The following is a 24,186-nucleotide window of genomic DNA, read 5'->3' on the forward strand; positions in this document are numbered from 1 at the left end:
GTGTGCACATTATCACTCGCTGGCTGTCGCGTCTGCGAGGGTTGTGTGCGTATGTGGTGGCTTGGCTGCGGCGTGTCCAAGCGCCGATTTTCCGTCCGCCTTCTCTGCCAACTCCCCCGCCAACTTGCGTATCTCATCCCGGTGGATGCCCAACCGGTCCAGCTCGCGCATGCGCTCCAGCACATGGCCGGCGTCGCCATACAGTCCTGCCGCCATTTGCATCACCACCAGATTCTTCCAGTAGTCGTACTTGCCGGGGTCGAGCGCCACGGCGCGCAGCATCAGGTGGTAGGCCAGCGGATTGTCGTGGACCAGGTTGGCGGCGAAGTTGGCCTGGAGCGTGATCAGGTCGGGGCGGTTCGGGTTGCGCCGCACGGCAAAAGCAATCACGCCGCCGAGCTGCTGCAAGTCGCCGGACGTGTAGCGGCACACGCCGTTGATGCCGCACTGAATCAGGCTGTAGAGCGAGCCCACGTCCTCCGCGCTCATGGGTGATGTGGCGATGGTGTGGCGCATCTCGGTCCACCAGCGCGGCTGCACCGGCAGGCCGTTCTTCGCGGCCATGAACACCAGCGCCTGCAGGGGTTGCAGGTCGGCGCCGGGCAGCAGCGCGCCCTGCTCCATCTGCCGCATGCCGAACTGGAACAGCGTGCTGTCGGTGCCCTTGGCCATGATGAGCATCATCCGCCCCAGGTCGTAGCTGGCGCGGGGCGACCGGGGGTGCGTGGTCGCCTCGAAATACGCCAGCCGGTACGGATCGCCCCAGACCTGCGCGCGCAGCACGGTGAACAGGCCATACAGCGCGATCAGCGCCGCCATGCCGCCCACGGTGAGCAGGCGCAATGTGCCCCGGCGTTCCTTGTCCGGCGGGCGCCATGTGAACAGCAGACTGAAGAACGCGAGGAACACGCCCCAGTCCGGCAAATAGTTGCGGTGCTCGTACACCAGCTCCAGCGGCACGAAGGTGGACAGCAGCGACTGCCCGGCGAAGAACCACAGCACGCCGAACGCAAACAGCGGCAGCCGTTTGCGCAGCCACAGCGCAGCCGCCAGCAATGCGGCCAGAAACGCCCAGCTCGCCGCCGTGGTCCAGGGCGACAGCCAGCCGGTGGAGACGCGAAGATCGTCGTGATACAGGCTCAGCGCATTCGGCGTGGGCAGGACGATCCAGCGCAGATAGTCCACCATCACCCGGCCTTCGGTCAGCAGGCGTTCGCTCAAGGTGAAAGGCCGCGCCGCGTAGGCCGAGCCATTGAGTGCGCTCGGCAGCAGCCACGCCAGTCCCAGTACGCCGGGGATGAACAGCAGCACGAGATAAACGGGGATCAGCGGGCTGATGGCCGGGCGATTCGGGGTGGGCGCATGCACGTTCGCCGTCAGCGCCCCGCGCAGCACCACCCACTCCAGCACGAAGGCGTAGGCGGGCAGCATGACGCCGGTTTCCTTCACCAGCACGGCCAGCACCGTGCCCAGCGCCAGGCTGCCCCAAATCCAGGCCATGGCCCCGCGCCTGCCCTCGATCAGCCGCATGCGCCCATGCCAGTAGGCGAGCAGACCCAGGAGCACGAAGCACGACGCCAGCGCCTCCTCGCGCTGCACCACGTACAGCACGGCGGTGAGCTGAATGGGAGCCAGCACCCAGGCGGCGGTGACCAACAAGGCCAGGGTCGGCGCGCTCACCAGCCATCCGCCTGGACGCGCTGCTGATGAGCCGCGCTCCAGCCACCCCAGCACGCGCGCCGACAGCAGCCACACCAGCCAGCCGTTGAACAGATGCAGCAGCACATTGCCCAGCTTCAGCGGCCATGGGTTCATGCCGGTGAACTCCATTTGCGCCGCAAAACTCAGCATCGACAGCGGCCGGTCCAGTGGCCCGGCATGGCCGCTCCAGATGGCGCGCCAGAAGTGGGCGTGAAGCGCCGTTTGGGCGAACGCGGCGTTGTCCACCAGATTGCCGAAATCGTCGAACACATACCCGCCGGCCAATCCCGGCCAATACGCCAGCAGGCCGAGCAGGAGGATGGCCGACAGCGCCGCGATCCACAAAAAATGGGGTCTGTCCCCCCTTTTTTCCGAAATGGGGTCAGACCCCATGTTGGGAGGGCGGTTTCGGTCTGCCCGGGATTCCAGGTATGGCGCGGCGTCCGAGTGTCCGTTGCAATTCTTGGGCGAACCGCACATCACCGAGGGCATGACTGCCATGCAGGGCGGCGCGAATCTCATCCACAAGTCCGGGTGCGAGCTCGAATTGGAACAAATCACGATACGCCGCCTGCCGCTCGGCGGTGTTCGCGCCCAAGGCCGTATAAACGGCGTGCGCCTGAATCAGCGCATCCTCCTCGCCTTGCGCGTTGCTGCGGTAACTCGACCAGCGATAATCGCCCGGATGCTCCACCATGCGCGCCCGCACCGGATTCAATTCGATATAGCGCTGGCAAGCCAGGAAATACCCATCTTGCTGCACCAGACTGGAGCGGAACCGGCCCTCCCACAGCGTACCGGTGCGCCGATAGGTGCGGTTGACATATTGCACATACCGCTGGCCGAGGGTTTTCATCAGCAGCCCGGGCGCAGCCGCATGGTCGGAGGACAGCAACAGATGCACATGATTGGTCATCAGCACATCAGCGTGAATGCGGCAGTCGGTCTTGTGCGCTGCATCCAGCAGCCAGTCGAGGTAAGCACGGTAGTCCTCATCGGCAAAGAAGCACGCCTGCCGATTGTTGCCGCGCTGAATCAGATGCAGCGGGACATGGGACAGCGTGAGCCGTGGGCGCCGTGGCATGGGGAGGCGATGGAGAGCGACGATGCGGCGAGGATAACTGAAAACGGTAACTGAAAACGTGAAAACGGGATCTGTCCGCCTTTCCCCTCTTAAAACGTGAAAACGGGGTCTGTCCCCCTTTCCCCTCTCTTTCCCAGAGGGAGCGGTGGGGTAAATAAAGAAAAAACCCGCCTTGCGGCGGGTTAAAGTCCCGTAGAAGGCGATTTAGGTGCAAGAAGAAGGAAGATAATTTTTGCTGATAGTACCTGCCTTACAAATCCATTGAATCGAACCGCTGCCGGTTGGGACTACAGCAGAAAGCAACAGCGTTTGGCCTTGAATTGCTTTGTTCGCTTTGGTGGAGTTAAATGTCACAGTGATGAGGCCACCTGTTGCCGAACCTGCACTCAAACCAACGCTTAAGACATAGTTGCCTGTAATGGAACCTGCAGAGGCCACGCCAGCCGATGTATTACTTGATGGGAATACTCCACGATTGGTGTAGTATTCTGCAGCAGCAGTCTGGACCCCATCAGCCAGCGACATGCCTTCCGTCACCTGCGCACGAATCACATAATTCTGATACGCCGGAATCGCAATCGCCGCCAAAATACCAATGATGGCCACCACGATCATCAATTCGATCAGGGTGAAGCCTTGTTGCAGTTGCTTCTTCATCTGAGAGCTCCTAGAAGTGTCAAAGCCGCGGACTCCGCGCCTGAGAATCACCGGTGTTGACGCCGGTCCGCGATGGGTTGGTGAACAGTCCCCCCTGAGGGGCATGCCGATAGGAGCAGCATCTGTGCCAGCCCGCGGCGGCCTGCATTTCGTGAACCCGTTCACGCTTCGCGCCTCCGCACCAGCGCCAGCAGCAACAATTCCGGTCAGGGACTGACAATTTTTGTCGCGCCAGCGCGCAAGTTGTCGGCCCCGCCGCCAACAGCGGCAAACGCCCGCCTTGCCCAGGTGCGCGCCCAACCGGGCTGGACGGCCATCGAAGTCGCCAGCGCCGAGGCTGGCGGCCTGCGTCCAAGCGTCACGGCCGGTGCAGGCGCAGCAGGCCCACGCCGAAGGCGCAGAACACCGTCCCGGAAACGCGCTGCGGCCAGCCCGAGGCGAACCAGGTGTTCAGGCGCCTGCGCGTCAGCACGGCGAGCCCCGCATAGAGACTCAGCACGAGCAGCGAGATGGCCATGAACGTGGCCGTCAGCACGGCGTACTGTGGCCCCATCGGCCGCGAAGCGCTGAGGAACTGCGGGAACAAGGCGGCGATGAAGGCGATGGCCTTGGGGTTGGTCAAGGCCACCGTCACGCCCTTGGCGTAGAGCTTGCGCGGATGATGGTCGGCCCGCTCCTCGCCGGGCACGGTGGCCAGCGCTTGCGGCGAAGCCTGCCGCGCCCTGCGCCATTGCTGCATGCCCAGCCAGATGAGGTAGGTGGCGCCTGCGACTTTGACCAGGGTGAAGGCCAGTGCGGAGGTCTGCAGCACGGCGTTGAGCCCCAGGGCGCTGAGCGTGGCCAGGCCCAGCAGGCCCGAGACGTTGCCCAAGGACGACCACAGGGCGCGCCGCCAGCCGTAGTGCATGGCGTTGTGTATCGACAGCATGACCGCCGGCCCGGGCGTGAAGGACGCGGCCAAGGCAAAGCCGACGAAGATGAGGTAGGTGGTCCAGGTGGGCATGGGTCGGGATGGAGGGGGCGGAATCCGTCGGAGCGCCCAAATTCTAGGCGCCGCCCCGAACGGCGCTGCCCTTGCCGGGCATGCCCGGCCGCGCTCACTTCGGCTGCGGCATGACGCGCAAATAGGGCTTGAGCGTCTTCCATCCGCCGGGGAATTTCTGCTTCGCGGCTTCGTCGCTGATGGAGGTGGGAATGACGACGTCATCGCCCGGGTGCCAGTTGGCCGGAGTGGCGACGCCATGCTTCGCGGTGAGCTGCAGGGCATCCAGCAGGCGCAGCACTTCGTTGAAGTCGCGGCCGTTGCTCATCGGGTAGACCAGCATGGCCTTGATTTTCTTGTCGGGGCCGATGAAGAACACGCTGCGCACCGTGGCGTTGTCGGCGGCGCTGCGGTCATCGGCGGCGCCCGACGCATCGGCCGGGAGCATGTCGTACAGCTTGGCCACGTTCAGGTCGGTGTCGCCGATGATGGGGTAGTTGGGCGCCATGCCCTGGGTCTCGGCGATGTCCTGGGCCCACAGGCGATGCCCGGCGACGGGGTCGACCGAGAGGCCGATGAGTTTGCAGTTGCGGCGGTCGAACTCCGGCTTGAGCCGGGCGACCGTGCCCAGTTCCGTCGTGCAGATGGGGGTGAAGTCTTTCGGATGGGAAAACAGCAAGGCCCAGCTGTCGCCGATCCAGTCGTGGAAATGAATCGTGCCCTCCGTGGTCTCCGCCGTGAAGTCGGGGGCCGTGCTGCCAATGCGCAAACTCATGATGTCTCTCCTGGGGTTGTGCGGCTGACGAACTGACAGCCTTCCCGGAAGGCTAGGCGTTCCGCCGGCGCATGCCAACGAACGATTGTTCATACCCTCATGACGAAAAGGACTTTAGGGCGACGCTGAACAAGTTCATCGCGCGCATCGCGGCCGCCAGGGCCGCGAACGGTGAAGCTCAAACCCGCCGCGCCCAGGGGCCCAGCGTCGCACGCTCGAGGGCGCCCAGCTTGTGCTCGAAACGGGCCGAGGCCAGCAGCGAGCGCTCGATGAAACCCGCCCGGACTGCGCTCGCGTACTGCTCGCGCATCGCATCGAACGGCGCTCGCAGGAGCGCCTTGGCTGCAGACACGAGTGGTGCGCAGTCGCCCAACTGCGCCCACGCCGCCGGCGATTGCGCGCGGCGGCCAGGAGTGCGGGCGCTTACCACAGCGCCCGCCGATGATGAAGCCCGGGGATCGAGGCGTGCAGCGGAAAACTCTCGCGCGCCGTGCCGCGATACTCGAGCTGGTGGATGCGGCGCTCGAGGTCACAGACATCGACGGACTGAGCCAGATAGTCCTCGTCGAGCTGCTCTTGCGATTCGAGGCCTGAAAAAATCTTTTGCAGAAACTGCTTGAACGTGCTCATGATGTTTCTCCCTCGTGAGGAGCCTTTCATTGCGATTAGGGTTAACCCTAATCTAGCACCTCCTGGCCACATTTCAAGTGCCATCACCGTTTTGTTGCTTTGCAGCATCAGTGAGCGATTCGTGGCATCCGTATCGGCTCGATCGGCAATGTGCCTGCGGGTTCTGCGCTTGGCTCAAGGCCGTGCCGCGTTGCAGCGTTCAGGGCGCTGGTAGACAGTTCAAAGCCGAAAGTACAACGCCATGGACCACGTGCTCCGCGACGATTTCAATGTAGCAACAAGGGCCCCCACGGTGGATGCGCTCCAGCACCCCTCCTCGGCCACGTGCATCGGTGGATGCATGCCAAAGCATGGCATGGAGCAAAGTGGCGATGGCCGTGCCCCAGATGAAGCCCATGTGCACCGCGGCGTTGGCAGCGTTGGCGCTCGACACCATCGCCCGGGGCAGGCAGCGCGTCGTGCCATCCGGTGGGGGTTGATGAGAGTGCAAGGTTGCGGCAGCATGGAAAGCCGCTGCGAGCTCGACTGGCTACGCAGCCAGTTGCTCCTGCACCGCCCGCCTGAACCGCAGCGGCGCGGCGATGCGATGGAACGGGTCGTGGGTTCCGCCTGTGCCGACCACGGCAATCGAGCCGAAGTTGAAAATTCGCCCGGCAATCCCCTGGTCGACTGTGATGCTCTCAACCTTGCTGAGCACAATCTCCACGGACGTTCTGCGAATCAAGCCGACTTTCATGATGACGCGCTTGTTCGTCACCGCGAATTCAGAGGTCTTGTAACGGATGAAGGCGCTGAGCAAACCAGCCAAGCCTGCGAACAGGAGGATGACGCCGATGACAGCGACATCGCCGTCGAGCGCGAGGACGGCGAGACCGAGGAGGAGGAGCAGGGACGGTGAGACGAACACGACACGGCTGAGGTGCGCCCGGTGCAGGACTTGCTCGTTGGTCAGCAGATTGCGGTCGATGTAGCTCATCAGCTCCCCTGGGTCGTAGCCGCGCTTGGTGCGGCTGGCGGCTTGGTCTTGCGTTGTTGCCACTTTCGTGTGGCGTAGCTTAGCGGCGCAAGTTGGTGCCGCTGGGGATGGCGAGCAGAACAAAGGTCGAAACCCCACGCCGGGCTGCAGCACCAAACCCTGTCTGGGTGTTGATGTTTTCGTGTATGCGTGACGGTGTAGCCGTGTAACGGCGTAACCAGCCCTCGGCCAATGGCTCTCCGTTACGCGGTTACAGCGTTACGCGCTGCACGCTGTGAGGGCTGCGATTGCAGCCCATACCCCGCCCTGATTCAAATGCCACGCATACCGACGACGCGGCCGATGCCTCTGGCGGACTTGCTGCATGCGCGCTTGCTCACGAACCTCGCCAAAGGGCGCAACCACCTCGCTGGGGTGGCCACTGCATGTTTTGCAGTCGGCTGCATGGCAGCGAGCAGGCGCAGCGCTTCACGTTCGTTGATTTGACACGCCGAGCGCCTTACAATAAAGGCCTTCGTAAGGAAACAACCATGTCTGAAGCCACCCTCTCAAGAAACAAAATGGGTTGAAGGCCGGTTTCATGCTGGCACCGGGTTTGGATGGATCTGGAAGCCAAGGGCAGCGGCGCGGCGCTTGAGGGCGACGATTGAGCGCTCGCGCTGCTGATCTTCATAGCGCTGCTGGCCTTGATCGACGAACGCCTCGCCACGCGTCAGCATGAAATACACCATGCGCGCCAGCTTGTGCGCGGTGGCGGTATTGGCACGCGGCTTGTCCATGCGGCCCGACAAGCGGCGGTAGAACGCGCCGAGGGCCGAGTCGCTGTGCGACAGGCTCATCGCGGCCATCTTCAGCGCCTGCCTGACCCGATTGGCGGATCGCCGGGTCTTGGCTGACAGCACCTTGCCGCCGCTGATCTTCGTGCCCGGACACAGCCCCAACCAAGAACAGAAGTGCTTGACGTTGGCAAAGCGACTCAGGTTGGGGCCGACCTCCGAGAGGATCTTCATCACCGCAGCCAGACCCAGGCCGTTGATGCGCGTGAGATCGACGCCGGCCCAGTTGGCCAGAATCTGGCGTGCGTCGAACTGCGCGCGCAGCTTGCTGCCTGCACGAGGCGTCTTGCCCAGATCGACCTTGGCCGCGCCAAGCTGGCTCAGCAGTCCTTGCAGCTTGGCGTCGCATTCGCCCAGGTGCCGGGCAATGTCGTCATACATCGCCAGCGCCTGGCGCAGCACGAACAGGTGCTCATCGCGCCAATTGCCCGTCAAGGCCTTGGCAATCTCCGTCTCACTGGCCTTGACACGAGCGTTGCGATACCGGGCCAGCGTCTTGGGGTCGCGCTCGCCAGCGACGATGGCGCGGATGATGGCTTGTCCCGTCAGTCCCATGACATCGGTCAGAACCTCGGTGAGCTGGATGTTCATCTGCACCAGCGCCTTTTGCATGCGCTGCACCCAACTGGCCTGCTCGGCCAAGAGCACGTCGCGCTGACGGGCCACGGCACGCACCACACAGACCTCATCGGTCGGGCGGAACGCCGCGCGCAAGAACCCCAGGCTCATCAACTTCTGCAACCACTGGCAGTCCTGCACATCGCTCTTGCGCCCAGGCACATACTTCATCTGCCGCGCATCGACCAAAAACACCGTCAAGCCGCGTTGCTCCAGCACCTCGAACACCGGGATCCAGTACACCCCGGTGGACTCCAGCGCCACGGTGTCGACCCCACACGCGAGCAGCCAGTCGGCCATGGCGTGCAGATCGTCGGTCATCGCACCGAACTCGCGCACCGGTTCGTCGCAGGCTTGCCGGGGTACCGCCACCCAGTGGCTCGACCCTCCTACGTCGATACCCGCCGCGTTGGGGAAGACCAGATCATCATCTCGCTTGCGCATCGCCATCGTTTGCTCCAAGATTGTCAACGAACGGCAGCGCCATGGGAGTCGTCGAATTCGACTCGATCTCTCAAACGGGATGCACATCGCTGTGCTCACCACTGTCGCCGACGATTCCCGGACCATGCTCACGAGCGGGCTCACCTCACGGCGTCCTACAACGCCGCAGGCTCGCACCAATGACTTGTCGGTCATCTCGGCACTGCCGTTCACCTTGTAGCCCAAAGATCGTTTCTTCGCGAACGCCGGGCGCCCCCAGGGGCTTGGGATGCTCATGAGAAAACGCANACGAGCGTTGCGATACCGGGCCAGCGTCTTGGGGTCGCGCTCGCCAGCGACGATGGCGCGGATGATGGCTTGTCCCGTCAGTCCCATGACATCGGTCAGAACCTCGGTGAGCTGGATGTTCATCTGCACCAGCGCCTTTTGCATGCGCTGCACCCAACTGGCCTGCTCGGCCAAGAGCACGTCGCGCTGACGGGCCACGGCACGCACCACACAGACCTCATCGGTCGGGCGGAACGCCGCGCGCAAGAACCCCAGGCTCATCAACTTCTGCAACCACTGGCAGTCCTGCACATCGCTCTTGCGCCCAGGCACATACTTCATCTGCCGCGCATCGACCAAAAACACCGTCAAGCCGCGTTGCTCCAGCACCTCGAACACCGGGATCCAGTACACCCCGGTGGACTCCAGCGCCACGGTGTCGACCCCACACGCGAGCAGCCAGTCGGCCATGGCGTGCAGATCGTCGGTCATCGCACCGAACTCGCGCACCGGTTCGTCGCAGGCTTGCCGGGGTACCGCCACCCAGTGGCTCGACCCTCCTACGTCGATACCCGCCGCGTTGGGGAAGACCAGATCATCATCTCGCTTGCGCATCGCCATCGTTTGCTCCAAGATTGTCAACGAACGGCAGCGCCATGGGAGTCGTCGAATTCGACTCGATCTCTCAAACGGGATGCACATCGCTGTGCTCACCACTGTCGCCGACGATTCCCGGACCATGCTCACGAGCGGGCTCACCTCACGGCGTCCTACAACGCCGCAGGCTCGCACCAATGACTTGTCGGTCATCTCGGCACTGCCGTTCACCTTGTAGCCCAAAGATCGTTTCTTCGCAAACGCCGGGCGCCCCCAGGGGCTTGGGATGCTCACGAGCAAAGGCCAAGTGACTGTCCCGGTCGACATCAGGCGGTCGTTGGGTCTGCATGCCCATGACCGGCTCACATTCACGCCCATGCCCGATGGAACCGTGGTGCTCCGGGCCAAAACCAAGTCCATCTTGGAGCTCAAGGGCATGCTGCAGCCAGCCCCCGGCACAACGGTTTCGATTGAGGACATGAGCCTGGGCTCGACTTGATGGCCGCGCTCGACACCAACGTCCTGGTGCGCTGGCTGATGGACGACGATGCCAGGCAAAGCGCTGCCGTCGCGAAAGTTCTGCAGTCGGCCCTGGAGCAGGACGAGAAGCTGTTCGTGCCAGTCACCGTGCTGCTCGAAACGGAGTGGGTGCTGCGCTCCCGCTATCGCCTGGACAAGCCATCCGTGACCGCAGCCCTGGATGCATTGCTGAGCGCAACCGAGCTGGAATTCCAGAGCGAGCCGGCACTGGAACAAGCCCTGTGGTCTTTCAAGCAGGAGGGCTCGCCGGATTTTGCCGACTGCATGCGTGTGGCCCTGGTCAACCAAGCGGGGCACAGCCCATTGCTGACTTTTGATGTGCGCGCCGCAAGGCTCGAAGGGGCGCAGCTGCTGGAGTCAGAACCTCAGGACAAGCAGCAGCCGACTGTCGGCTGAATTCAGCGCTGCGCCACCACCACGGCCTCGTTGCCCTGTGCGAAGAGGTGGACCTGCGACGGCATGCCGGCTTGGGCGAAGGCCGCCTGGATTTCGTCGGGCCGCAGGAAATGGTTGCCTTGGACGTGCTCGCTCAAGTTCTGGAACGCCAGCGCCTTGCGGCTGGGCTCGCGCAAGGCCGTGCGCTCCGCCGGCCAGGCCGGCTCCCAGATGACGACGTAGCCACCCGGCTTGAGGTTGGCGCGCAGCCAGGCGAACAGGGTTGCGGTGTCCTTTTCCCACACATGGTGCAGCGCGCGGTTCATCGCAATCAGGTCGGCGGGTTCGTCCAGGGCCAGCGCATGGATGTCGCCGTGGATGAAGCGCAGCCTTTCGCCCAAGCCGTCCTGCGCCGCCAGGGCTTGGGCCTGGGTGATGTTCTCCTGGAAGCCGTCGATGCCCAGGCCCCGCAGCTTGCCGCAGCGCCGCGCCAGTGCGCGCAAATACCAGCCATTGCCGCAGCCCAGGTCCACGGCGAGTCCGCCGCGGGCGTCCACGTCAGCGAATGCCGGAACTGCCGGGCAGATGGTGCGCTCGAACATCGGCGCGAAATTGGCCTCGAGCATCGGCCCGAACCAGGGCAGCACGGTCTCGCGCTCGGCCAGAACTTGCTCGCCCGGCCGCTCGCCGGTGCGCATGAGGCCCGCGGCCCGCTCGGCCATGTGCGCCGACAGGACGGATTGCACGGCCATGGGCATGAGGGTGTCGGGCGCTTCGGGGCGCATGGCCTCGCCCATCGGCGTGAGGCGGAAGGCCTCACCGTCGACATCCAGGTAGCCGAAGGCATAGGCGGCGTCGCACCAGCGCAGGACGTAGCCAGGGTCGAGCTTGGCTGCCTCGGCCAGGGCCGTCGAAGGCGCGGTGCCTAGGCTGTGCAGGGTGCTGAACAGGCCGCTGACCACGCCGATGTAGGCGGTGTTCAGGCTCAGCGCTGCCTGGGATTGCTGGCGGAATTGGGTTTTGAGGTCGTCTGCAGTCATGGGGGAATCGTGGAATCGTAAGGCGGGAACCGGGCCATTGTGTCACTCACGCCCGGCCAGTCGTGTTTCAGGATGCGTTAACCGCGTCCGGGTTTCTGGTATTCCCGGGAGTATCAGGATTCTGCAATGATGGATGCAGAGTCCGTCGGGCTCGACATCAACATTTGGAGGAACACAACCATGACTGTGAACGAAGGTACCCTGGACCGCGCCCTGCGCGTGATTGCCGGTCTTGCACTCATCGCCCTGACACTGACCCACGTGATCGGCGTATGGGGCTGGATTGGCGTGGTGCCGCTGGTGGCCGGGGCTGTGGGGTTCTGCCCGCTGTACGCGGTGCTCGGGATTCGCACCTGTCCGATGCGCAAGAACTGACGGCCGACCGGGGCGACCATGGGAGTTGCCTCGGTTGAGGCAATGGCAGCTCTACGCGAACAAATGGTTCAGCTTTACTTCGCGCGAAGTGGCTCATTTTGACTTTGCGCGCAACAACCTTGAAGCTGCGCCCGTGCAGCGCCACCTGAAGCTCGTCGAACTTGAACGTCTCGGCCTTGTTCGCCGAGCAGGCGTGGACGTTGACCGCCGGCGCGAAGTTCACGTAGACCCGGCTGCACTTGTCGACCGCCTTGCGCGGCCTGAAGGGATAGCCAAGGAAGATGAACTGCACGACCGGATAGTCAGCCCGTCGATTGATGTCCTGACAGTACACGATGTGGGTCTTGTCAGGGTGCAGTTCGAGGCCGTGCGCAAGACCATCCGAGAGCAGACCCGGCGCGGACACGGAGGCCTTGGGGGGTCTGGAGCGCATGCAAGGTCGGCACCGCTTTACGCTGGTGACCGAGTCCACTGGTGACCGACGCAGCTTGGTGGGCAGCAGCAACAGCACACGCGGGAAGGTGGTCGACGCCTGGATGGCCCGTGCTGGCCGGCGAGGCCACCGTCGTGGAGTCGCAGCCCCGCGCCGAGGACGCGCTGCAGCTGCAAGCGCTGACGGGGCACTCCCCGCTGCAATGCCTGGGGCATTGGGGCCAGCATCAAGGGCGGCCAGCGCAATCTCAAAACATGCGGCAAATACAAAAAGAGATTGCTGACGACCTCGAAGCCATCCTGGACGGCAAGAGTGTGGAGGCGTTGACGACGCAGCACGTGGAACTCTACGCAGACTACCTGCGCGCCCGGGAAACGGGCAAGGCACGGTCAGCGGCAAGCTCGGCATCTGCGTCACCCGTCACCCTATTGGGGTTGAGGTCGCGCCAATACGCCAATACTCGAACAACGCGACAAAGGTCTGTTCTCTGGGAGCCTGGGGGCTGGCAATGTCCGGCAGCGCCTGCGTGGGCGGTACCGCCGCAAAGCCGTCGTGATGCGCCTGGCTCGGCAGATCCGCCGCAGGCTGGCTGTCAAGACTGCCGCTTACCCCGACAACGCCGGCGGGCAGTTGCAAACCCGAGAACCGTGCCAGCCACTGGGCGGCCAGGCTCATCGACAGGATGCGCGACCTCACGGTCATGGGTGTTGAGCTGTACGCGGATGAGTTCGCCGAACTCGGCGCGGTGCTTGCGCGGCACGCGCATCTGGAAGAAATAAGCGCCGCGCTGCTGGGTCATGTACACCATTTGATGGACTCCGAAAACGTCGAAAAACAACGTCGCGGAAGCCTGGCGTCGAATGGCGTGTGTACAACAAAAAGTACAACAACCCGGAAAGTGAACCGCTGAATCGCAAAAATTATGCTTGCGAATCAATAGCTTAGGCAATCATTGGCGGAGAGAGGGGAATCAATTTATCGTTTGTTTTCATGCACTTAGTTCGTCGATGCCATATTTCATGCCATGTTACATGCCCTGGGCGCCGCCTTACGGGCCCGGATAAGGCGGCAGGATCATCGTGCGATTCACCAGCACGTTGAATACGTAGCCCGGCCGGATTGTCAGCGTCGGCTGGATGCTCAGGTTCTTGTTGAGCAGGTTGGTGCCGACGTTGTCCATCTGCTGAGCCAGGGCTGAGGCCGCCTGCTGGCTCGCAGACGGGGTGTTGAGGGCGCCGGCGTTGTGCGGCTGGCTCAGCTGCGCGCCCACACCAAGCAGGCTCATCAAGACGGCACTGTCAAAGATCCTCATGGTGTGGCTGTCGACCTGATCGTGGAATCCGGCCCGGCCCTCCCCGTCCGTGCCGCTCATCCCTTTCAGATCCATCATGGCGCCGTTGGGGAAGATCAACCGATTCCAGGCGACCAGCACGCGGCTCTGTCCATAGGCCACGTCGCTGCTGTACTCGCCGATGATGCGAGTGCCCTGGGGAATGAGCACCACGTCCGGATTGAGGCTGTCATAGACGGTCTGCCGCACTTGCGCCGTGATCGTGCCCGGCAGATCGCTGTCGATGCCGGTCAGCATGACTGCAGGGATGACGGCGCCGGCAAACAGTTCATGGTTGCCGATGGGCGGTTGCGCCGCCGCATCGAGGTAGCCATTGGACGCCTTGTGCTCCTGCCTGACCAGGAACGCCTTGTTCTGGGCTTGCGGGCTCTGGGCGTCGCCAGCCATACTCGAGGCGGCCTGAAGTGCCGCCAGGGCCTTCTGAAGGTTTGGATCAGCCGCGCCCTGGGGCGTTGCAGCCAGAGCCGTGAGGTTGCGCAGTCCGTTGGCCTGCGATGGTGCCGGGGTCTCGGACTGGATGCCGCTCAGCATTCCCACGCTCCCCGTGCTGGTCTTGGCCAAGTGTGCAGTCTGGTCCGCCAATACCGCGCCTTCCAGATCCTTGTAGTGCTGCTCGACCAGCCAGCGGCGGTACTTCTGCGCCGGCGTAAGTTGCGACGGCTCGCCACTGGCGTGCAATGCCGCGCCGGGGTTGTTCGGGCGGGTCAAAGGCGCGCCCGGGCTGCTGGCTGCGCCGACGGGCGCAGATGCGGCGTTGCCGGTTTGATCGGATGACGCCGCCACAGGCCCGCCCAAATGCTGCTGAGCCGCGCGCTGCATGGCAGCGACGTCCGGCGATGTCTGCCCGACCATGGCGGTCGTCCCGGAGCTCTCAGCGGGCTGGCTCTTGTTTCCGGCCGTCAGAATGCCGATCACCATCCCACCGACGACGACACTGCCGCCGATGAAGGCGATTTTCTTGAAGTTCTTGCTCAGGCGCGCTCCGCCTTCGCGCGGCGTTCCCTTGATGCTCAGGACTCCCTTCTTGGGCGCCGCGGCGCCGTTGAGGTCCTGGTTGAGCAGACTTTCGTCCAGGGGTTTGTCGTCTTGAATGGCTTCAGTCATGACGCGCCCTCACCGCCCAGAAAACCAGCCACCACCCCCTGCCTGGCCATGCCGGCAGGTCACGCTGCGGGCATCCTTGCCGACGCCGACGACCAGTTTGAACGTCTGCGGCAGGCCATCGATGATGTAGTAGCCATGCACCAGGCGACTGTTCATCAGCTCAGTCCGGCCGTTGGTGACGTTGAACACGGCGGGCGCGTCGGTGTATTTCATGTCGGGCGGCATCTGCAGGTAGGTGTGCCCGCCCCCTGCGAAGATGCGCACGGGCTTCAGATCTGCGTTCTCAAGATCGGCATGGCCGTCATCCGCCTTGCACGTGAAGTCGAAGTCCAGGCTTGCGGGGTTGATGCTGCTCATGGGAGCAACCACGGCTTTCTTCCTGACCTCGAGCCTGGCCTGCTCAGCCGCCCTCGCCTGCGCTGCCTGCTGCCGCATGTTGATCACCAGCTGCTGCGGGTCGTAGAAGCCGACCAGCGGCACGTAGTCATGGGCGTCGCTCACCAGGGTCATGTAATAGACCCGCCCGGCGTCGGTCGTGACCACCAGGTTGGTCACCAGACCGGCAGCCGTGGGCTTGACCACCACCACGGGGCGGTCGCCGGCGCCGGCCGATTGCACGAGCCAGCGCACCGAATCGCCGATGGACATGTTGGTGATGTGCTCCCCGGGCATCAGGTTGATGACGCAAATGTGGAGAGGTGCGCAGGTGATCGTGGGCCGGCTTTGGCCGTAGGCGTACATCACCTGACCATTCGTGCCGACGAGAGAAGGCGCAATCCCGGTTTGCAGCCATTCCTGGCTGGCGTCCTCCGTAGCCCTCGACGAGAGCGGGACCGGAGCGACCCCATGGACCAGTTGGTCGCTGGTGCGTCCCTTGTCCGGGGTGCCGATCAGGTGAATCGTCGTCGTGCTCGGCATGGCCATAGCGGAGCTGGCCAGCATGGCAAGCACGACCAGTGCGTAGGGGAAGAATTTCATGGCGGCTTCCTTACTGGCCTTTGGAGAAGACCTGCGTCCAGGTCACGTTCTTGACGAACAGTCCGAGCGGGTTGTCCAGCATGATCTGCGGACTCTCGGCGAGCTTGGGGTCGATCCCCGTGCTGACATCGGCCTTCCAGTGCTCCACCGGCTGCGGCTGCCCGCCGTTCACCCGGACCTCATCCCAGCCGACCTGCCACGTGTCTTTGCTCACTGGCAGGATGCTGGTGATGTTGGCGCTCACCGTGAAGTCGCCGAACGGCGGATGCTTGCTGAAGTAGCCGTTGAGATAGGCGGCGGTGTCGCTGCTCGCCATCGCGTAGACGCGATGGATCAGCGTCTTTTGTGCCGAAGCATCCGGGATGACGGTCCTGGCGTTCCAGATCCAGTTGGCGACCTGCGCCTCGATGATCCGTTGGTCAACGGCGCCGCCCGAGACGGGTTGCGCCATGGCGACCGGGTTGCCCATCTTGTCGATCGCCACCACGTAGGGCTTGATCTTGGACTGGGCGCCGAGGAAGACGACGCCCGTGACGGCGATCGCGGCGACAGCCCATGCGCCAATCGCCGCGTAACGCCAGCTCCTGGCGCGGGCGAGTGCATCGCCATAGCGCTCATCCCACTCGCGGCGCGCGTTCAAATAGGGGTTGGCTTCCGCCATCATTCCTCCTGTGCATCGGTGTTGGGCCTAAGCCCTTACCTGGATTGCGCAGGAGGTTGCAGGGGGTGCGGCTGTGCGGCTGTGCGGCTGTGCGGCTGTGCGGCTGTGCGGCTGTGCGGCTGTGCGGCTGTGCGGCTGTGCGGCTGTGCGGCTGTGCGGCTGTGCGGCTGTGCGGCTGTGCGGCTGTGCGGCTGTGCGGCTGTGCGGCTGTGCGGCTGTGCGGCTGTGCGGCTGTGCGGCTGTGCGGCTGTGCGGCTGTGCGGCTGTGCGGCTGTGCGGCTGTGCGGCTGTGCGGCTGTGCGGCTGTGCGGCTGTGCGGCTGTGCGGCTGTGCGGCTGTGCGGCTGTGCGGCTGTGCGGCTGTGCGGCTGTGCGGCTGTGCGGCTGTGCGGCTGTGCGGCTGTGCGGCTGTGCGGCTGTGCGGCTGTGCGGCTGTGCGGCTGTGCGGCTGTGCGGCTGTGCGGCTGTGCGGCTGTGCGGCTGTGCGGCTGTGCGGCTGTGCGGCTGTGCGGCTGTGCGGCTGTGCGGCTGTGCGGCTGTGCGGCTGTGCGGCTGTGCGGCTGTGCGGCTGTGCGGCTGTGCGGCTGTGCGGCTGTGCGGCTGTGCGGCTGTGCGGCTGTGCGGCTGTGCGGCTGTGCGGCTGTGCGGCTGTGCGGCTGTGCGGCTGTGCGGCTGTGCGGCTGTGCGGCTGTGCGGCTGTGCGGCTGTGCGGCTGTGCGGCTGTGCGGCTGTGCGGACTGTGCGGACTGTGGTCCTCGTTAGCGAAGCACAAGAATCTCACGTATTTGAGAGCTCGGCCACGGCGATTCCTACGCGGCAGCGGTCGAACAGTGATTCTGTTCGACAGACGGCGACGTGGTCCAATTCATCCCGATGGTGCCAATGAGCAACGTCGGCCAGTGGCAGCAAGTCGGCCAAGGACTAAACCGCTCGCGCGGTAGGCGCTCGGGAGTGGGTTGGGCTGGCTCGCAGGCGTGGTGATTCCTATGTTGGAGATCGAGGCAATCGGCCTCGATCTTTGACAGGAGAAGCACCATGAACTCAACCGATCCCGTTGTTTCGCCGCTGCGTCAGCGCATGCTCGACGACATGCGCATGCGCAAGCTCGAGGCCAAGACGCAGACGAGCTACGTGCGCGGCGTACGCAGGCTCGCAGCCTATCTCGGGCGCTCGCCCGACACCGCGACCGTCGAGGACCTGCGGCGGTTTCAGTTGGATCTGGTCGATCAGGGCGCCTCGCCGATGACGATCAACGCGACGCACACGGCGCTCAAGTTTTTCTTCGACGTCACGCTCGGCCGCGCCGAACTGATGGCCAAGATGCAACCCGTGCGCAGGCCCCCACCAAGCTGCCGGTGGTGCTCAGCCCCGAGGAAGTCTCCAGGCTGATCGCCTGCGCACCGAACCTGAAGCACCGCACGGCCCTGTCGGTGGCCTACGGTGCGGGGCTTCGCGTCAGCGAGGTCTGCGCGCTGAAGGTCGGCGACGTCGACAGCCAGCGCATGACCTTGCGCGTCGAGCAGGGCAAGGGACGCAAGGATCGCTATGCGATGCTCTCGCCGGTGCTGCTGGAGAGACTGCGTGCGTGGTGGCGTGTGGGGCACGCCCAGGGCAAGATCCTGCCCGGCGGCTGGCTGTTTCCCGGTCTCGATCCGACGGATCCGCTGAGCACCCGCCAACTCAACCGCGCCATTCACGCCGCAGCCTAGGCTGCGCATATCGACAAGCGGGTGTCGATGCACACCTTGCGCCACAGCTTCGCCACCCACCTGCTGGAGGAGAAGGTCGACATCCGCGTGATCCAGGTGCTGCTCGGGCACAAGAAGCTGGAGACGACGACCATTTACGCCCACGTCGCCACCAAACTGTTGCGCCAGGTGATCAGCCCGCTGGAACGATTGCCGGCAGCGTAGGGGCGCCGGCGTGGGGCGTGTCGCCCTGGAAGTCGCCGACATCTTCCGCACCTATGGACCGACCTGGCGTCAGGCCCAGCATGACCGCCTGAGCCTGGGGCAACTCAAGGTCATGTCGGCTATCGAACAGTGCCGCAGCGCGGCGCTGGTGGGACATGTCTTGCGCTGCGAAGGCTGCGGTACCGACCAGGTCTCCTACAACTCCTGCCGCAACCGGCATTGCCCCAAGTGCCAGAGCAGCGCCGCGCAACGCTGACTGGAGGCCCGCCAGGCCGATCTGCTGCCGGTGGATTACTACCATGTCGTCTTCACGCTGCCGGCTCCCATCGCCAACCTCGCCTACCAGAACAAGGCCGCGCTGTATGCGTTGCTGTTCGACGTTGCCGCCGAGGTGCTGCTGACCATCGCCGCCGACCCGAGACACCTCGGTGCGCGCATCGGCGCCACGCTCGTGCTGCACACCTGGGGCTCGGCGCTGACCCATCATCCCCATGTGCACGGCATCGTGCCCGGCGGTGGCCTGGCGCCTGACGGCACCTGGCGCGCCTGCCGCCCCGGACTCTTCCTGCCGGTGCGCGTGCTCTCGCGCTTGTTCCGGAGACGCTTCCTCGAAGAACTCCGGCACCTGCACCGGGCCGGGCGATTGCGCTTGTTCGGCGAGCACGCCGCGCTGGCCGACGCGCGCGCCTTCGCCCAGTTGCTCGCGCCGCTGCGCCGGTGCGAGTGGGTGGTTTACGCCAAACGCCCGTTCGCCGGCCCCGCGGCCGTGCTGGCCTACCTGTCGCGCTACACGCACCGGGTGGCGATCTCCAACAGCCGATTGCTCCGCGTGGACGAGCGCGGCGTCACCTTCCGCTGGAAGGACTATCGTGCCCAGGGCAGCGGGCGTCGCAAGGTCATGACACTGGCCTGCGCCGAGTTCATGCGCCGCTTCCTGCTGCATGTGCTGCCCACCGGCTTGCATCGCATGCGCCACTATGGCTTGCTGGCCAACGGCAATCGCCGGGCCAGTCTCGCCGCCGTGCGCAAGCTGCTGCTGCAGCCGCCCGCCGCCAGCGCCCAGCCTGTCGCCTGCGAGACGCCCGTCACACGCCCGCCCAGCTTCGTCTGCTGGCACTGCGGTCGCCCCCTGCTCATCGTCGAGGTCGTGCCGCGCGGCACGACGATCCGCGCTCCTCCTGCGGCGGGCGCGCCATGACCGCCGGCGCGCGTCAGCATCGCACCACCCATCGGCTGCCCGCGCAAGGCGCCCGATGCGCTGCCGCATGGCATGCCCACGCCCAACCCGCCCAATGCATCTGTCGTGCCACCCGCATCTGGGCCCGCAAAGGCGCCCACCTGCGCATCCGCTCCGGTTCACCGCCACGCGATCCGGCCCGCTCAGCGCGATCACCGGTCACCTCGCCGCCACAATTCCCATAGCGGCATCGGCTTCAACCGCCGCTGCCACACTCGCCGCGGTTTCCTCCCTGGAGGCTTGTCCAACGCCTACCCTCAGCCCGAGGTCCGCGTGAGATCGTCTTCATGCGCGGGCAGGCATCGGACAACCCTAAACCTGAGCAGACAGTCAGCCTTGGCCCGTCAGTTGACCGCACTGCAAGCGAGAGCGGACATTCGTCTGTTAGGCGGCCAGATCACAATGGTCAACAAGCCACCACAAAATCCGGGGCATTTCACCGCGAGATTTGGCATGGGACGAAGGTGCCACAACGTGGCGCATCAGATCTGCGCAGCATGACACTGTTTTAGGGTCGAATCAATAGTCGAACATATCGAACGCCATCTGCTCGACTTTCAGAAATTCGCGGGTGAACACGCTCAGCGCGCGATAGAAGTGCGCTGAAGGGTCGCCCTCAATGGTTACACACATCTGGGCGCCCCAGGGGTGAATGTGGCGCTGGAACAGGTCGCGCTGGCGACTCAGGGTGCACACCGCCGGGTCATCCCCGTTGATGAGGAAGCGCATGGTTTCCGCAAGGATGGCGAAGTGGTCTTCAGTCTCGCCAAGGTCGATGCGACGCGTCAGCCCGAGTTCCTGTAAGTCGGCGCGCAGACGGGCCAGCGGCTTTTCGTGCAGCGCCCCGGCGAGGTAGAACGACCCATAGACATACACCGCCGGACGCCCCGTGCCGCCGAACAGGGTCTCGAATTCGTCGCGGACCTGCGCGGGTGTCGTTGCCGCTGCCGTGCGCAGCAACTGGCACCAGGCAGATTGTAGGGTGCTGTTCTCCATCTCGGTGTCTACCAACATGCCATGCAGTTGCGACAGCACGTCCTGTTGCGGCGGGGCGATGAAAAGAAGTGCGAGCAAGCCCCAAAGGTCGGCGCGCTCTGCGTCTTCGCTGCTGCCAGGCTCGACCAGTTCCACGTCGTGGTGTTCCGTTTGCTTGGATGCGGACATGATTTAGGGCAGGTCGTGGATGGTGGAATCTGCGCGGGTATGCATGTCGATCACCCGGCAGTCGCTGCACATTTTCAGCCGCTCTGCTGCCGCACCGGAAAACGCCGGATGGCTGGCCAGCTTGGCCGCGATTTGTTCGATGGCCTGCACCGTGCCAAAGGGTTTGCCGCAGCGCACGCAGCGCCAGGGCTGGGCTTCGTTGAGCACTTGTGGATCGTTGCGCTTCGCGCCCCAGAGCAGACGCGGCTCCAGGCGGATGGCATCTTCCGGGCAGGTCTTGACGCACAGTCCGCACTGCACACAGTTTTTTTCGATGAAGCGCAGTTGCGGCGCCTCCGGGTTGTCCGCCAGCGCGCCCGACGGACAAGCGCCCACACAGCTCAGGCACAGGGTGCAGCGGCTGGCGTCCACACGGATCGCTCCTAGGAGACTGTCGGACTTTGCGGTCTTCCGGATGAAGACGCTATCCGAGACAATTGCTGCTGCACAACCGAGAGCCCGAGCCGATGAGCCGCTTCGTCCCTGTTGACCGAGACACCGCATATCTGTTGCCACCGTCGGTGGACGAATGGCTGCCCACTGATCACTTGGCGCGCTTCGTGGTCGAAGTCATCGAGCAGCTTGATCTGGGCGATCTGGCCCGACAGTACGCAGGCCGGGGCTCGGCGGCGCACCATCCGGCGGTGCTGCTGGGCCTGCTGATCTACGGCTACGCCAACGGCGTGCACTCCAGCCGCAAGATCGAGCGGGCGACCTACGACTCGGTGGCGTTCCGCTTTGTTGCGGCCAATACCCACCCCGATCACGACACGCTGGCGACGTTCCGCCGCCGCTTCTTGAAGGAGGTGGAGGCACTGTTCGTGCAGGTGCTGGTTCTGGCGCGCGAGATGAAGCTGCTCAAGCTCGGACACATCGCGCTGGATGGCACCAAGATCGACGCCAACGCCAGCAAGCACAAGGCCTTGTCGTGGGCTCATGCCAACAAGATCGAGGCGCAGCTGCGCCAGGAAGTACAAACGCTGCTGGCGCTGGCAGAGAACAGCGACCGCGCGACGGTACCCGACGGCATGGATGTGCCGGCGGAGATCGCCCTGCGTGCAGATCGCTTGAGCGCAATCGCGCAGGCCAAGGCCAAGATCGAGCAGCGCGCCAGCGAACGCCATCAGGTCGAGCAGCAGGAGTACGAGGCCAAGACCGCCAAGCGCCAAGCCCAGCGCGAGGCGGGCAAGAAGCCGCGCGGCAAGGACCCTGAGCCGCCAGAGGCCGGCCCCCGGAGCAGCGATCAGGTCAACCTCACGGATGAAGAGTCGCGCATCATGCCCGTGTCGGGTGGGGGCTTCGAGCAAAGCTACAACGCACAAGCCGGCGTGGACATCGCGACGATGATGGTGATCACCCAGCATGTGAGCCAGGCATCCAACGACAAGCGCGAAGTTGTGCCTACGCTGCAGCAGATCCAAGCGTTACCCGCGGTGCTGGGCGAGGTGCACACGCTCATCACGGACAACGGCTTCTTCAGCCAAGCCAACGTGATCGCGTGCAACGACGCGGGTATCGAGCCGCTGCTGGCGCTCAAGCGGGAGTCGCATCACACGCCGGTGATGGGGCGCTTTGCACCCGATGTGCCCGAGCCCCAGACGACGGATCCGCTCGTGCAGATGGCACACCGCCTGGGCACGCAAGCAGGCCGAGCCCTGTACGGCCTGCGCAAGCAGACAGTGGAGCCGGTGTTCGGCATCATCAAGCAAGTGATGGGTTGGCGCCAGATGAGCATGCGCGGGCTGGCCAAGGCACAAGGCGAATGGAGCTTGGTGACCATGGCTTGGAACATCAAGCGCATGCACGTCCTGCGAGCCGCGTGAGGGCAATAGTGCGCCCCGACCACGCCAAAACCGAGTCCCCAGGCCGCCCCATGTGCCCTCACAGTGTCTCGCCAACCATCGAGAGCGTTCGATCAGCGCGCCGCTGTCAAAAAAAACGCGTCGCACTGATCAATCGGATTCGCTCGGGTTCAAGTCCGACAGCCTCCTAGGCAGTGGCCTGTAGCCGCACCAGCGCTGCAATCAGTCGCTCCACGTCCTCCGCCGTATGCGCGGCCGACAGGCTGATGCGCAGGCGCGCGGTGCCGGGCGGCACGGTGGGCGGGCGGATGGCGGGCACCCACAGGCCGTCGCGCCACAGCGCCGCCATGGCCTCCAACGTGGCGGCGTTGTCGCCAATCAGGATGGGCTGAATGGCGGTGCTGGACGCGCCCAGCGTCCAGCCGTCGGGCAAGTGCGCAGCGCTCGATTGCAGCCGCGCCGCCAGGGTCCGCAGGCGTTCGCGCCGCCAGCTCTCGGCGGCAATCAGCTTCAGGCTGGAGCGCAGGGTCTCGGCGATGAGGGCGGGCGCGGCGGTGGCGAAGATGTAGCTGCGCGCGCGCTGCATGATCCACTCCACCACCGCATCGTCGCCGGCGACGAAGGCGCCCGCCACGCCCGCGGCCTTGCCCAGCGTGGCCATGTAGACGAGGTTCGGACTGTGCAGGCCCAGGTGCGCCGCCGTGCCGCGCCCTTCGGGGCCGAGCACGCCGAAGCCATGGGCGTCGTCGATCAGCAGCAGGGCGCCGTGGCGCTCGCACAGCGCCAGCATGGCGCGCAGCGGGGCGAGGTCGCCGTCCATGCTGAACACGGCGTCGGTCAGCACCAGCTTGCGGCGGGCGCGGCTTGCCGCCAGCAACTTGTCCAGGGCATCGACATCGGCATGGGCGTACACCTGCACTTCGGCGCGGCTCAACCTGGCGCCGTCGATCAGGCAGGCGTGGTTCAGCGCATCGGAAAACACCGCGTCGCCGCGCTCCACCAGCGCCGGAACGATGCCCACGTTGGCCGGGAAACCCGCGTAGAAATACAGCGCACGCGGCAAGCCGACGAAGGCCGCAAGCTCCTGCTCCAGCGCCTCGTGCGCCGCGCTGTGGCCGCAGACCAGCGGCGACGCCGTGGCGCCCACGCCCCAGCGCGCCGCGGCGTTTTGCGCCGCCTCGATCAGCGCCGGGTGCTGCGCCAGGCCGAGGTAATCGTTGCCGCAGAACGCCAGCATGGCACGGCCGTCCACCGTCAGATGCGCGCCGTCGTATTGCGTCACCACGCGGCGTTTGCGGCGCAGGTGCGCGGCGTCGAGGGCGGCGAGGTCGGCGGAGAAGTCAAGCGGCATGGGAAGTGGAAAAGAGTCAGTGCAAGAAGGTGGCCTCGGCGGCATGGCGCTTCGGGTTGGGGATGCTGACAAGGCACAGTGCCCCTGTCATAGGGCCTTGTCTTGAGATGAGCGTCAGGCATCGGGTCTTGGTCCTGCTGTCACGGGCTGACCTGAGAGGGTGTGAACAAATCCACCATGCCCGCTCATCCCGCCCAAACGGCCCCACTCGGCGTTGCCAATGCGTGCCGTGCCGTCAGGCACGGCTGTGCTTGGCG

Annotated in this window: 23 protein-coding genes and 4 pseudogenes; 9 read left to right on the forward strand and 18 right to left on the reverse strand. The window is 64.8% G+C overall.

Annotated features, from left to right (window positions below):
• Positions 1 to 12: 12 nt before the first annotated feature.
• From THIX_RS20915 to THIX_RS20945, 7 genes are all read right to left on the reverse strand, one after another.
• Positions 13 to 2,094, reverse strand: coding sequence for a tetratricopeptide repeat protein (locus tag THIX_RS20915; RefSeq protein WP_146748647.1), 2,082 nt, complete (start codon positions 2,092 to 2,094; stop codon positions 13 to 15).
• The gene (locus THIX_RS20920; RefSeq protein WP_112487753.1) at positions 2,084 to 2,785 is read right to left on the reverse strand and encodes a transposase; all 702 of its coding nucleotides are present in this window, start codon (positions 2,783 to 2,785) and stop codon (positions 2,084 to 2,086) included. Before THIX_RS20920 ends, THIX_RS20915 begins: the two co-directional genes overlap by 11 nt.
• Before the next feature lie 204 nt (positions 2,786 to 2,989).
• Positions 2,990 to 3,442 (reverse strand): pilin, encoded by a 453-nt coding sequence (locus THIX_RS20925; RefSeq protein WP_112487754.1) that lies wholly within the window; start codon positions 3,440 to 3,442, stop codon positions 2,990 to 2,992.
• A gap of 358 nt (positions 3,443 to 3,800) precedes the next feature.
• Entirely contained in the window at positions 3,801 to 4,445 is a 645-nt protein-coding gene (locus tag THIX_RS20930) for a LysE family translocator (protein WP_112487755.1), read from the reverse strand.
• Between the two features lie 94 nt (positions 4,446 to 4,539).
• On the reverse strand, positions 4,540 to 5,199 hold the full coding sequence (locus tag THIX_RS20935; protein ID WP_112487756.1) for a peroxiredoxin: 660 nt from the start codon (positions 5,197 to 5,199) through the stop codon (positions 4,540 to 4,542).
• Positions 5,200 to 5,377: 178 nt separating this feature from the next.
• The gene (locus THIX_RS20940) at positions 5,378 to 5,551 is read right to left on the reverse strand and encodes a hypothetical protein (protein WP_233224667.1); all 174 of its coding nucleotides are present in this window, start codon (positions 5,549 to 5,551) and stop codon (positions 5,378 to 5,380) included.
• A 71-nt stretch (positions 5,552 to 5,622) separates the two neighbouring features.
• Positions 5,623 to 5,829 (reverse strand): DUF3563 family protein, encoded by a 207-nt coding sequence (locus THIX_RS20945; RefSeq protein WP_112487757.1) that lies wholly within the window; start codon positions 5,827 to 5,829, stop codon positions 5,623 to 5,625.
• A 350-nt stretch (positions 5,830 to 6,179) separates the two neighbouring features.
• On the opposite strand from THIX_RS20945, the gene THIX_RS24675 reads away from it, so the two are divergent.
• Positions 6,180 to 6,308 carry a hypothetical protein gene (locus tag THIX_RS24675; RefSeq protein WP_256359996.1) on the forward strand — a complete coding sequence of 43 codons (129 nt, stop codon included), beginning with the start codon at positions 6,180 to 6,182 and terminating at the stop codon, positions 6,306 to 6,308.
• Between the two features lie 50 nt (positions 6,309 to 6,358).
• Here THIX_RS24675 and THIX_RS20950 read toward each other — a convergent pair whose 3' ends face one another.
• The 3 genes and pseudogenes from THIX_RS20950 to THIX_RS20960 all read right to left on the reverse strand — a co-directional run.
• On the reverse strand, positions 6,359 to 6,805 hold the full coding sequence (locus tag THIX_RS20950; protein ID WP_112488531.1) for a PH domain-containing protein: 447 nt from the start codon (positions 6,803 to 6,805) through the stop codon (positions 6,359 to 6,361).
• Between the two features lie 578 nt (positions 6,806 to 7,383).
• Complete coding sequence (locus THIX_RS20955) at positions 7,384 to 8,709, reverse strand: IS110-like element ISCARN20 family transposase (RefSeq protein WP_086558138.1); 1,326 nt, start codon at positions 8,707 to 8,709, stop codon at positions 7,384 to 7,386.
• 282 nt (positions 8,710 to 8,991) lie between these two features.
• Positions 8,992 to 9,591: pseudogene (locus THIX_RS20960) on the reverse strand (IS110-like element ISCARN20 family transposase); the annotation flags it as partial.
• Positions 9,592 to 9,853: 262 nt separating this feature from the next.
• Between THIX_RS20960 and THIX_RS24680 the strand changes: the two are divergent.
• Positions 9,854 to 10,066: a type II toxin-antitoxin system PrlF family antitoxin gene (locus THIX_RS24680; protein ID WP_112487758.1), complete on the forward strand. Its 213-nt coding sequence runs from the start codon at positions 9,854 to 9,856 to the stop codon at positions 10,064 to 10,066.
• The gene (locus THIX_RS20970) at positions 10,066 to 10,503 is read left to right on the forward strand and encodes a type II toxin-antitoxin system VapC family toxin (protein WP_112487759.1); all 438 of its coding nucleotides are present in this window, start codon (positions 10,066 to 10,068) and stop codon (positions 10,501 to 10,503) included. The genes THIX_RS24680 and THIX_RS20970 overlap by 1 nt, the downstream gene beginning before the upstream one ends.
• Before the next feature lie 2 nt (positions 10,504 to 10,505).
• Here THIX_RS20970 and THIX_RS20975 read toward each other — a convergent pair whose 3' ends face one another.
• Positions 10,506 to 11,522 (reverse strand): trans-aconitate 2-methyltransferase, encoded by a 1,017-nt coding sequence (locus THIX_RS20975; protein WP_112487760.1) that lies wholly within the window; start codon positions 11,520 to 11,522, stop codon positions 10,506 to 10,508.
• 180 nt (positions 11,523 to 11,702) lie between these two features.
• Between THIX_RS20975 and THIX_RS20980 the strand changes: the two genes are divergently transcribed.
• Together THIX_RS20980 and THIX_RS23865 are read left to right on the forward strand one after the other, a co-directional pair.
• A complete protein-coding gene (locus THIX_RS20980) occupies positions 11,703 to 11,897 on the forward strand; it encodes a DUF2892 domain-containing protein (RefSeq protein ID WP_112488532.1) in 195 nt (64 codons plus the stop codon).
• Positions 11,898 to 11,931: 34 nt separating this feature from the next.
• Positions 11,932 to 12,375, forward strand: coding sequence for a hypothetical protein (locus THIX_RS23865; protein WP_199195342.1), 444 nt, complete (start codon positions 11,932 to 11,934; stop codon positions 12,373 to 12,375).
• A gap of 375 nt (positions 12,376 to 12,750) precedes the next feature.
• On the opposite strand, the gene THIX_RS20990 is transcribed toward THIX_RS23865, so the two are convergent.
• A complete protein-coding gene (locus THIX_RS20990; RefSeq protein WP_112487761.1) occupies positions 12,751 to 13,032 on the reverse strand; it encodes a hypothetical protein in 282 nt (93 codons plus the stop codon).
• On the opposite strand from THIX_RS20990, the gene THIX_RS23235 reads away from it, so the two are divergent.
• Positions 13,031 to 13,240, forward strand: a complete 210-nt coding sequence (locus tag THIX_RS23235; RefSeq protein ID WP_158540972.1) for a hypothetical protein — start codon at positions 13,031 to 13,033, stop codon at positions 13,238 to 13,240. The two genes, THIX_RS20990 and THIX_RS23235, sit on opposite strands and share 2 nt — an antisense overlap.
• A 138-nt stretch (positions 13,241 to 13,378) precedes the next feature.
• On the opposite strand, the gene THIX_RS20995 is transcribed toward THIX_RS23235, so the two are convergent.
• The 3 genes from THIX_RS20995 to THIX_RS21005 are packed head-to-tail and all read right to left on the reverse strand — an operon-like array spanning position 13,379 to position 16,424.
• Positions 13,379 to 14,785: a TrbI/VirB10 family protein gene (locus THIX_RS20995; protein ID WP_112487762.1), complete on the reverse strand. Its 1,407-nt coding sequence runs from the start codon at positions 14,783 to 14,785 to the stop codon at positions 13,379 to 13,381.
• Positions 14,786 to 14,794: 9 nt separating this feature from the next.
• Positions 14,795 to 15,763: a TrbG/VirB9 family P-type conjugative transfer protein gene (locus THIX_RS21000; RefSeq protein WP_112487763.1), complete on the reverse strand. Its 969-nt coding sequence runs from the start codon at positions 15,761 to 15,763 to the stop codon at positions 14,795 to 14,797.
• Between the two features lie 10 nt (positions 15,764 to 15,773).
• Entirely contained in the window at positions 15,774 to 16,424 is a 651-nt protein-coding gene (locus tag THIX_RS21005) for a VirB8/TrbF family protein (protein WP_112488533.1), read from the reverse strand.
• A 1,034-nt stretch (positions 16,425 to 17,458) separates the two neighbouring features.
• Between THIX_RS21005 and THIX_RS21010 the strand changes: the two are divergent.
• Both THIX_RS21010 and THIX_RS21015 read left to right on the forward strand, forming a co-directional pair.
• Positions 17,459 to 18,336: pseudogene (locus THIX_RS21010) on the forward strand (tyrosine-type recombinase/integrase).
• Between the two features lie 10 nt (positions 18,337 to 18,346).
• A pseudogene (locus THIX_RS21015) lies at positions 18,347 to 19,534 on the forward strand (IS91 family transposase).
• Positions 19,535 to 20,092: 558 nt separating this feature from the next.
• On the opposite strand, the gene THIX_RS21020 reads toward THIX_RS21015, so the two are convergent.
• Both THIX_RS21020 and THIX_RS21025 read right to left on the reverse strand, forming a co-directional pair.
• On the reverse strand, positions 20,093 to 20,737 hold the full coding sequence (locus THIX_RS21020; RefSeq protein WP_112487764.1) for a molecular chaperone: 645 nt from the start codon (positions 20,735 to 20,737) through the stop codon (positions 20,093 to 20,095).
• 3 nt (positions 20,738 to 20,740) lie between these two features.
• Positions 20,741 to 21,169, reverse strand: a pseudogene (locus tag THIX_RS21025) (4Fe-4S binding protein); the annotation flags it as partial.
• 74 nt (positions 21,170 to 21,243) lie between these two features.
• Between THIX_RS21025 and THIX_RS21030 the strand changes: the two are divergent.
• A complete protein-coding gene (locus THIX_RS21030) occupies positions 21,244 to 22,599 on the forward strand; it encodes an IS1182-like element ISThsp16 family transposase (protein ID WP_112484377.1) in 1,356 nt (451 codons plus the stop codon).
• Positions 22,600 to 22,765: 166 nt separating this feature from the next.
• Here THIX_RS21030 and bioF read toward each other — a convergent pair whose 3' ends face one another.
• Positions 22,766 to 23,929, reverse strand: coding sequence for an 8-amino-7-oxononanoate synthase (gene bioF / locus THIX_RS21035; RefSeq protein ID WP_112487765.1), 1,164 nt, complete (start codon positions 23,927 to 23,929; stop codon positions 22,766 to 22,768).
• Between the last annotated feature and the right edge of the window lie 257 nt (positions 23,930 to 24,186).

It is taken from the genome of Thiomonas sp. X19 (assembly GCF_900089495.1).
GTDB lineage: Bacteria > Pseudomonadota > Gammaproteobacteria > Burkholderiales > Burkholderiaceae_C > Thiomonas_A.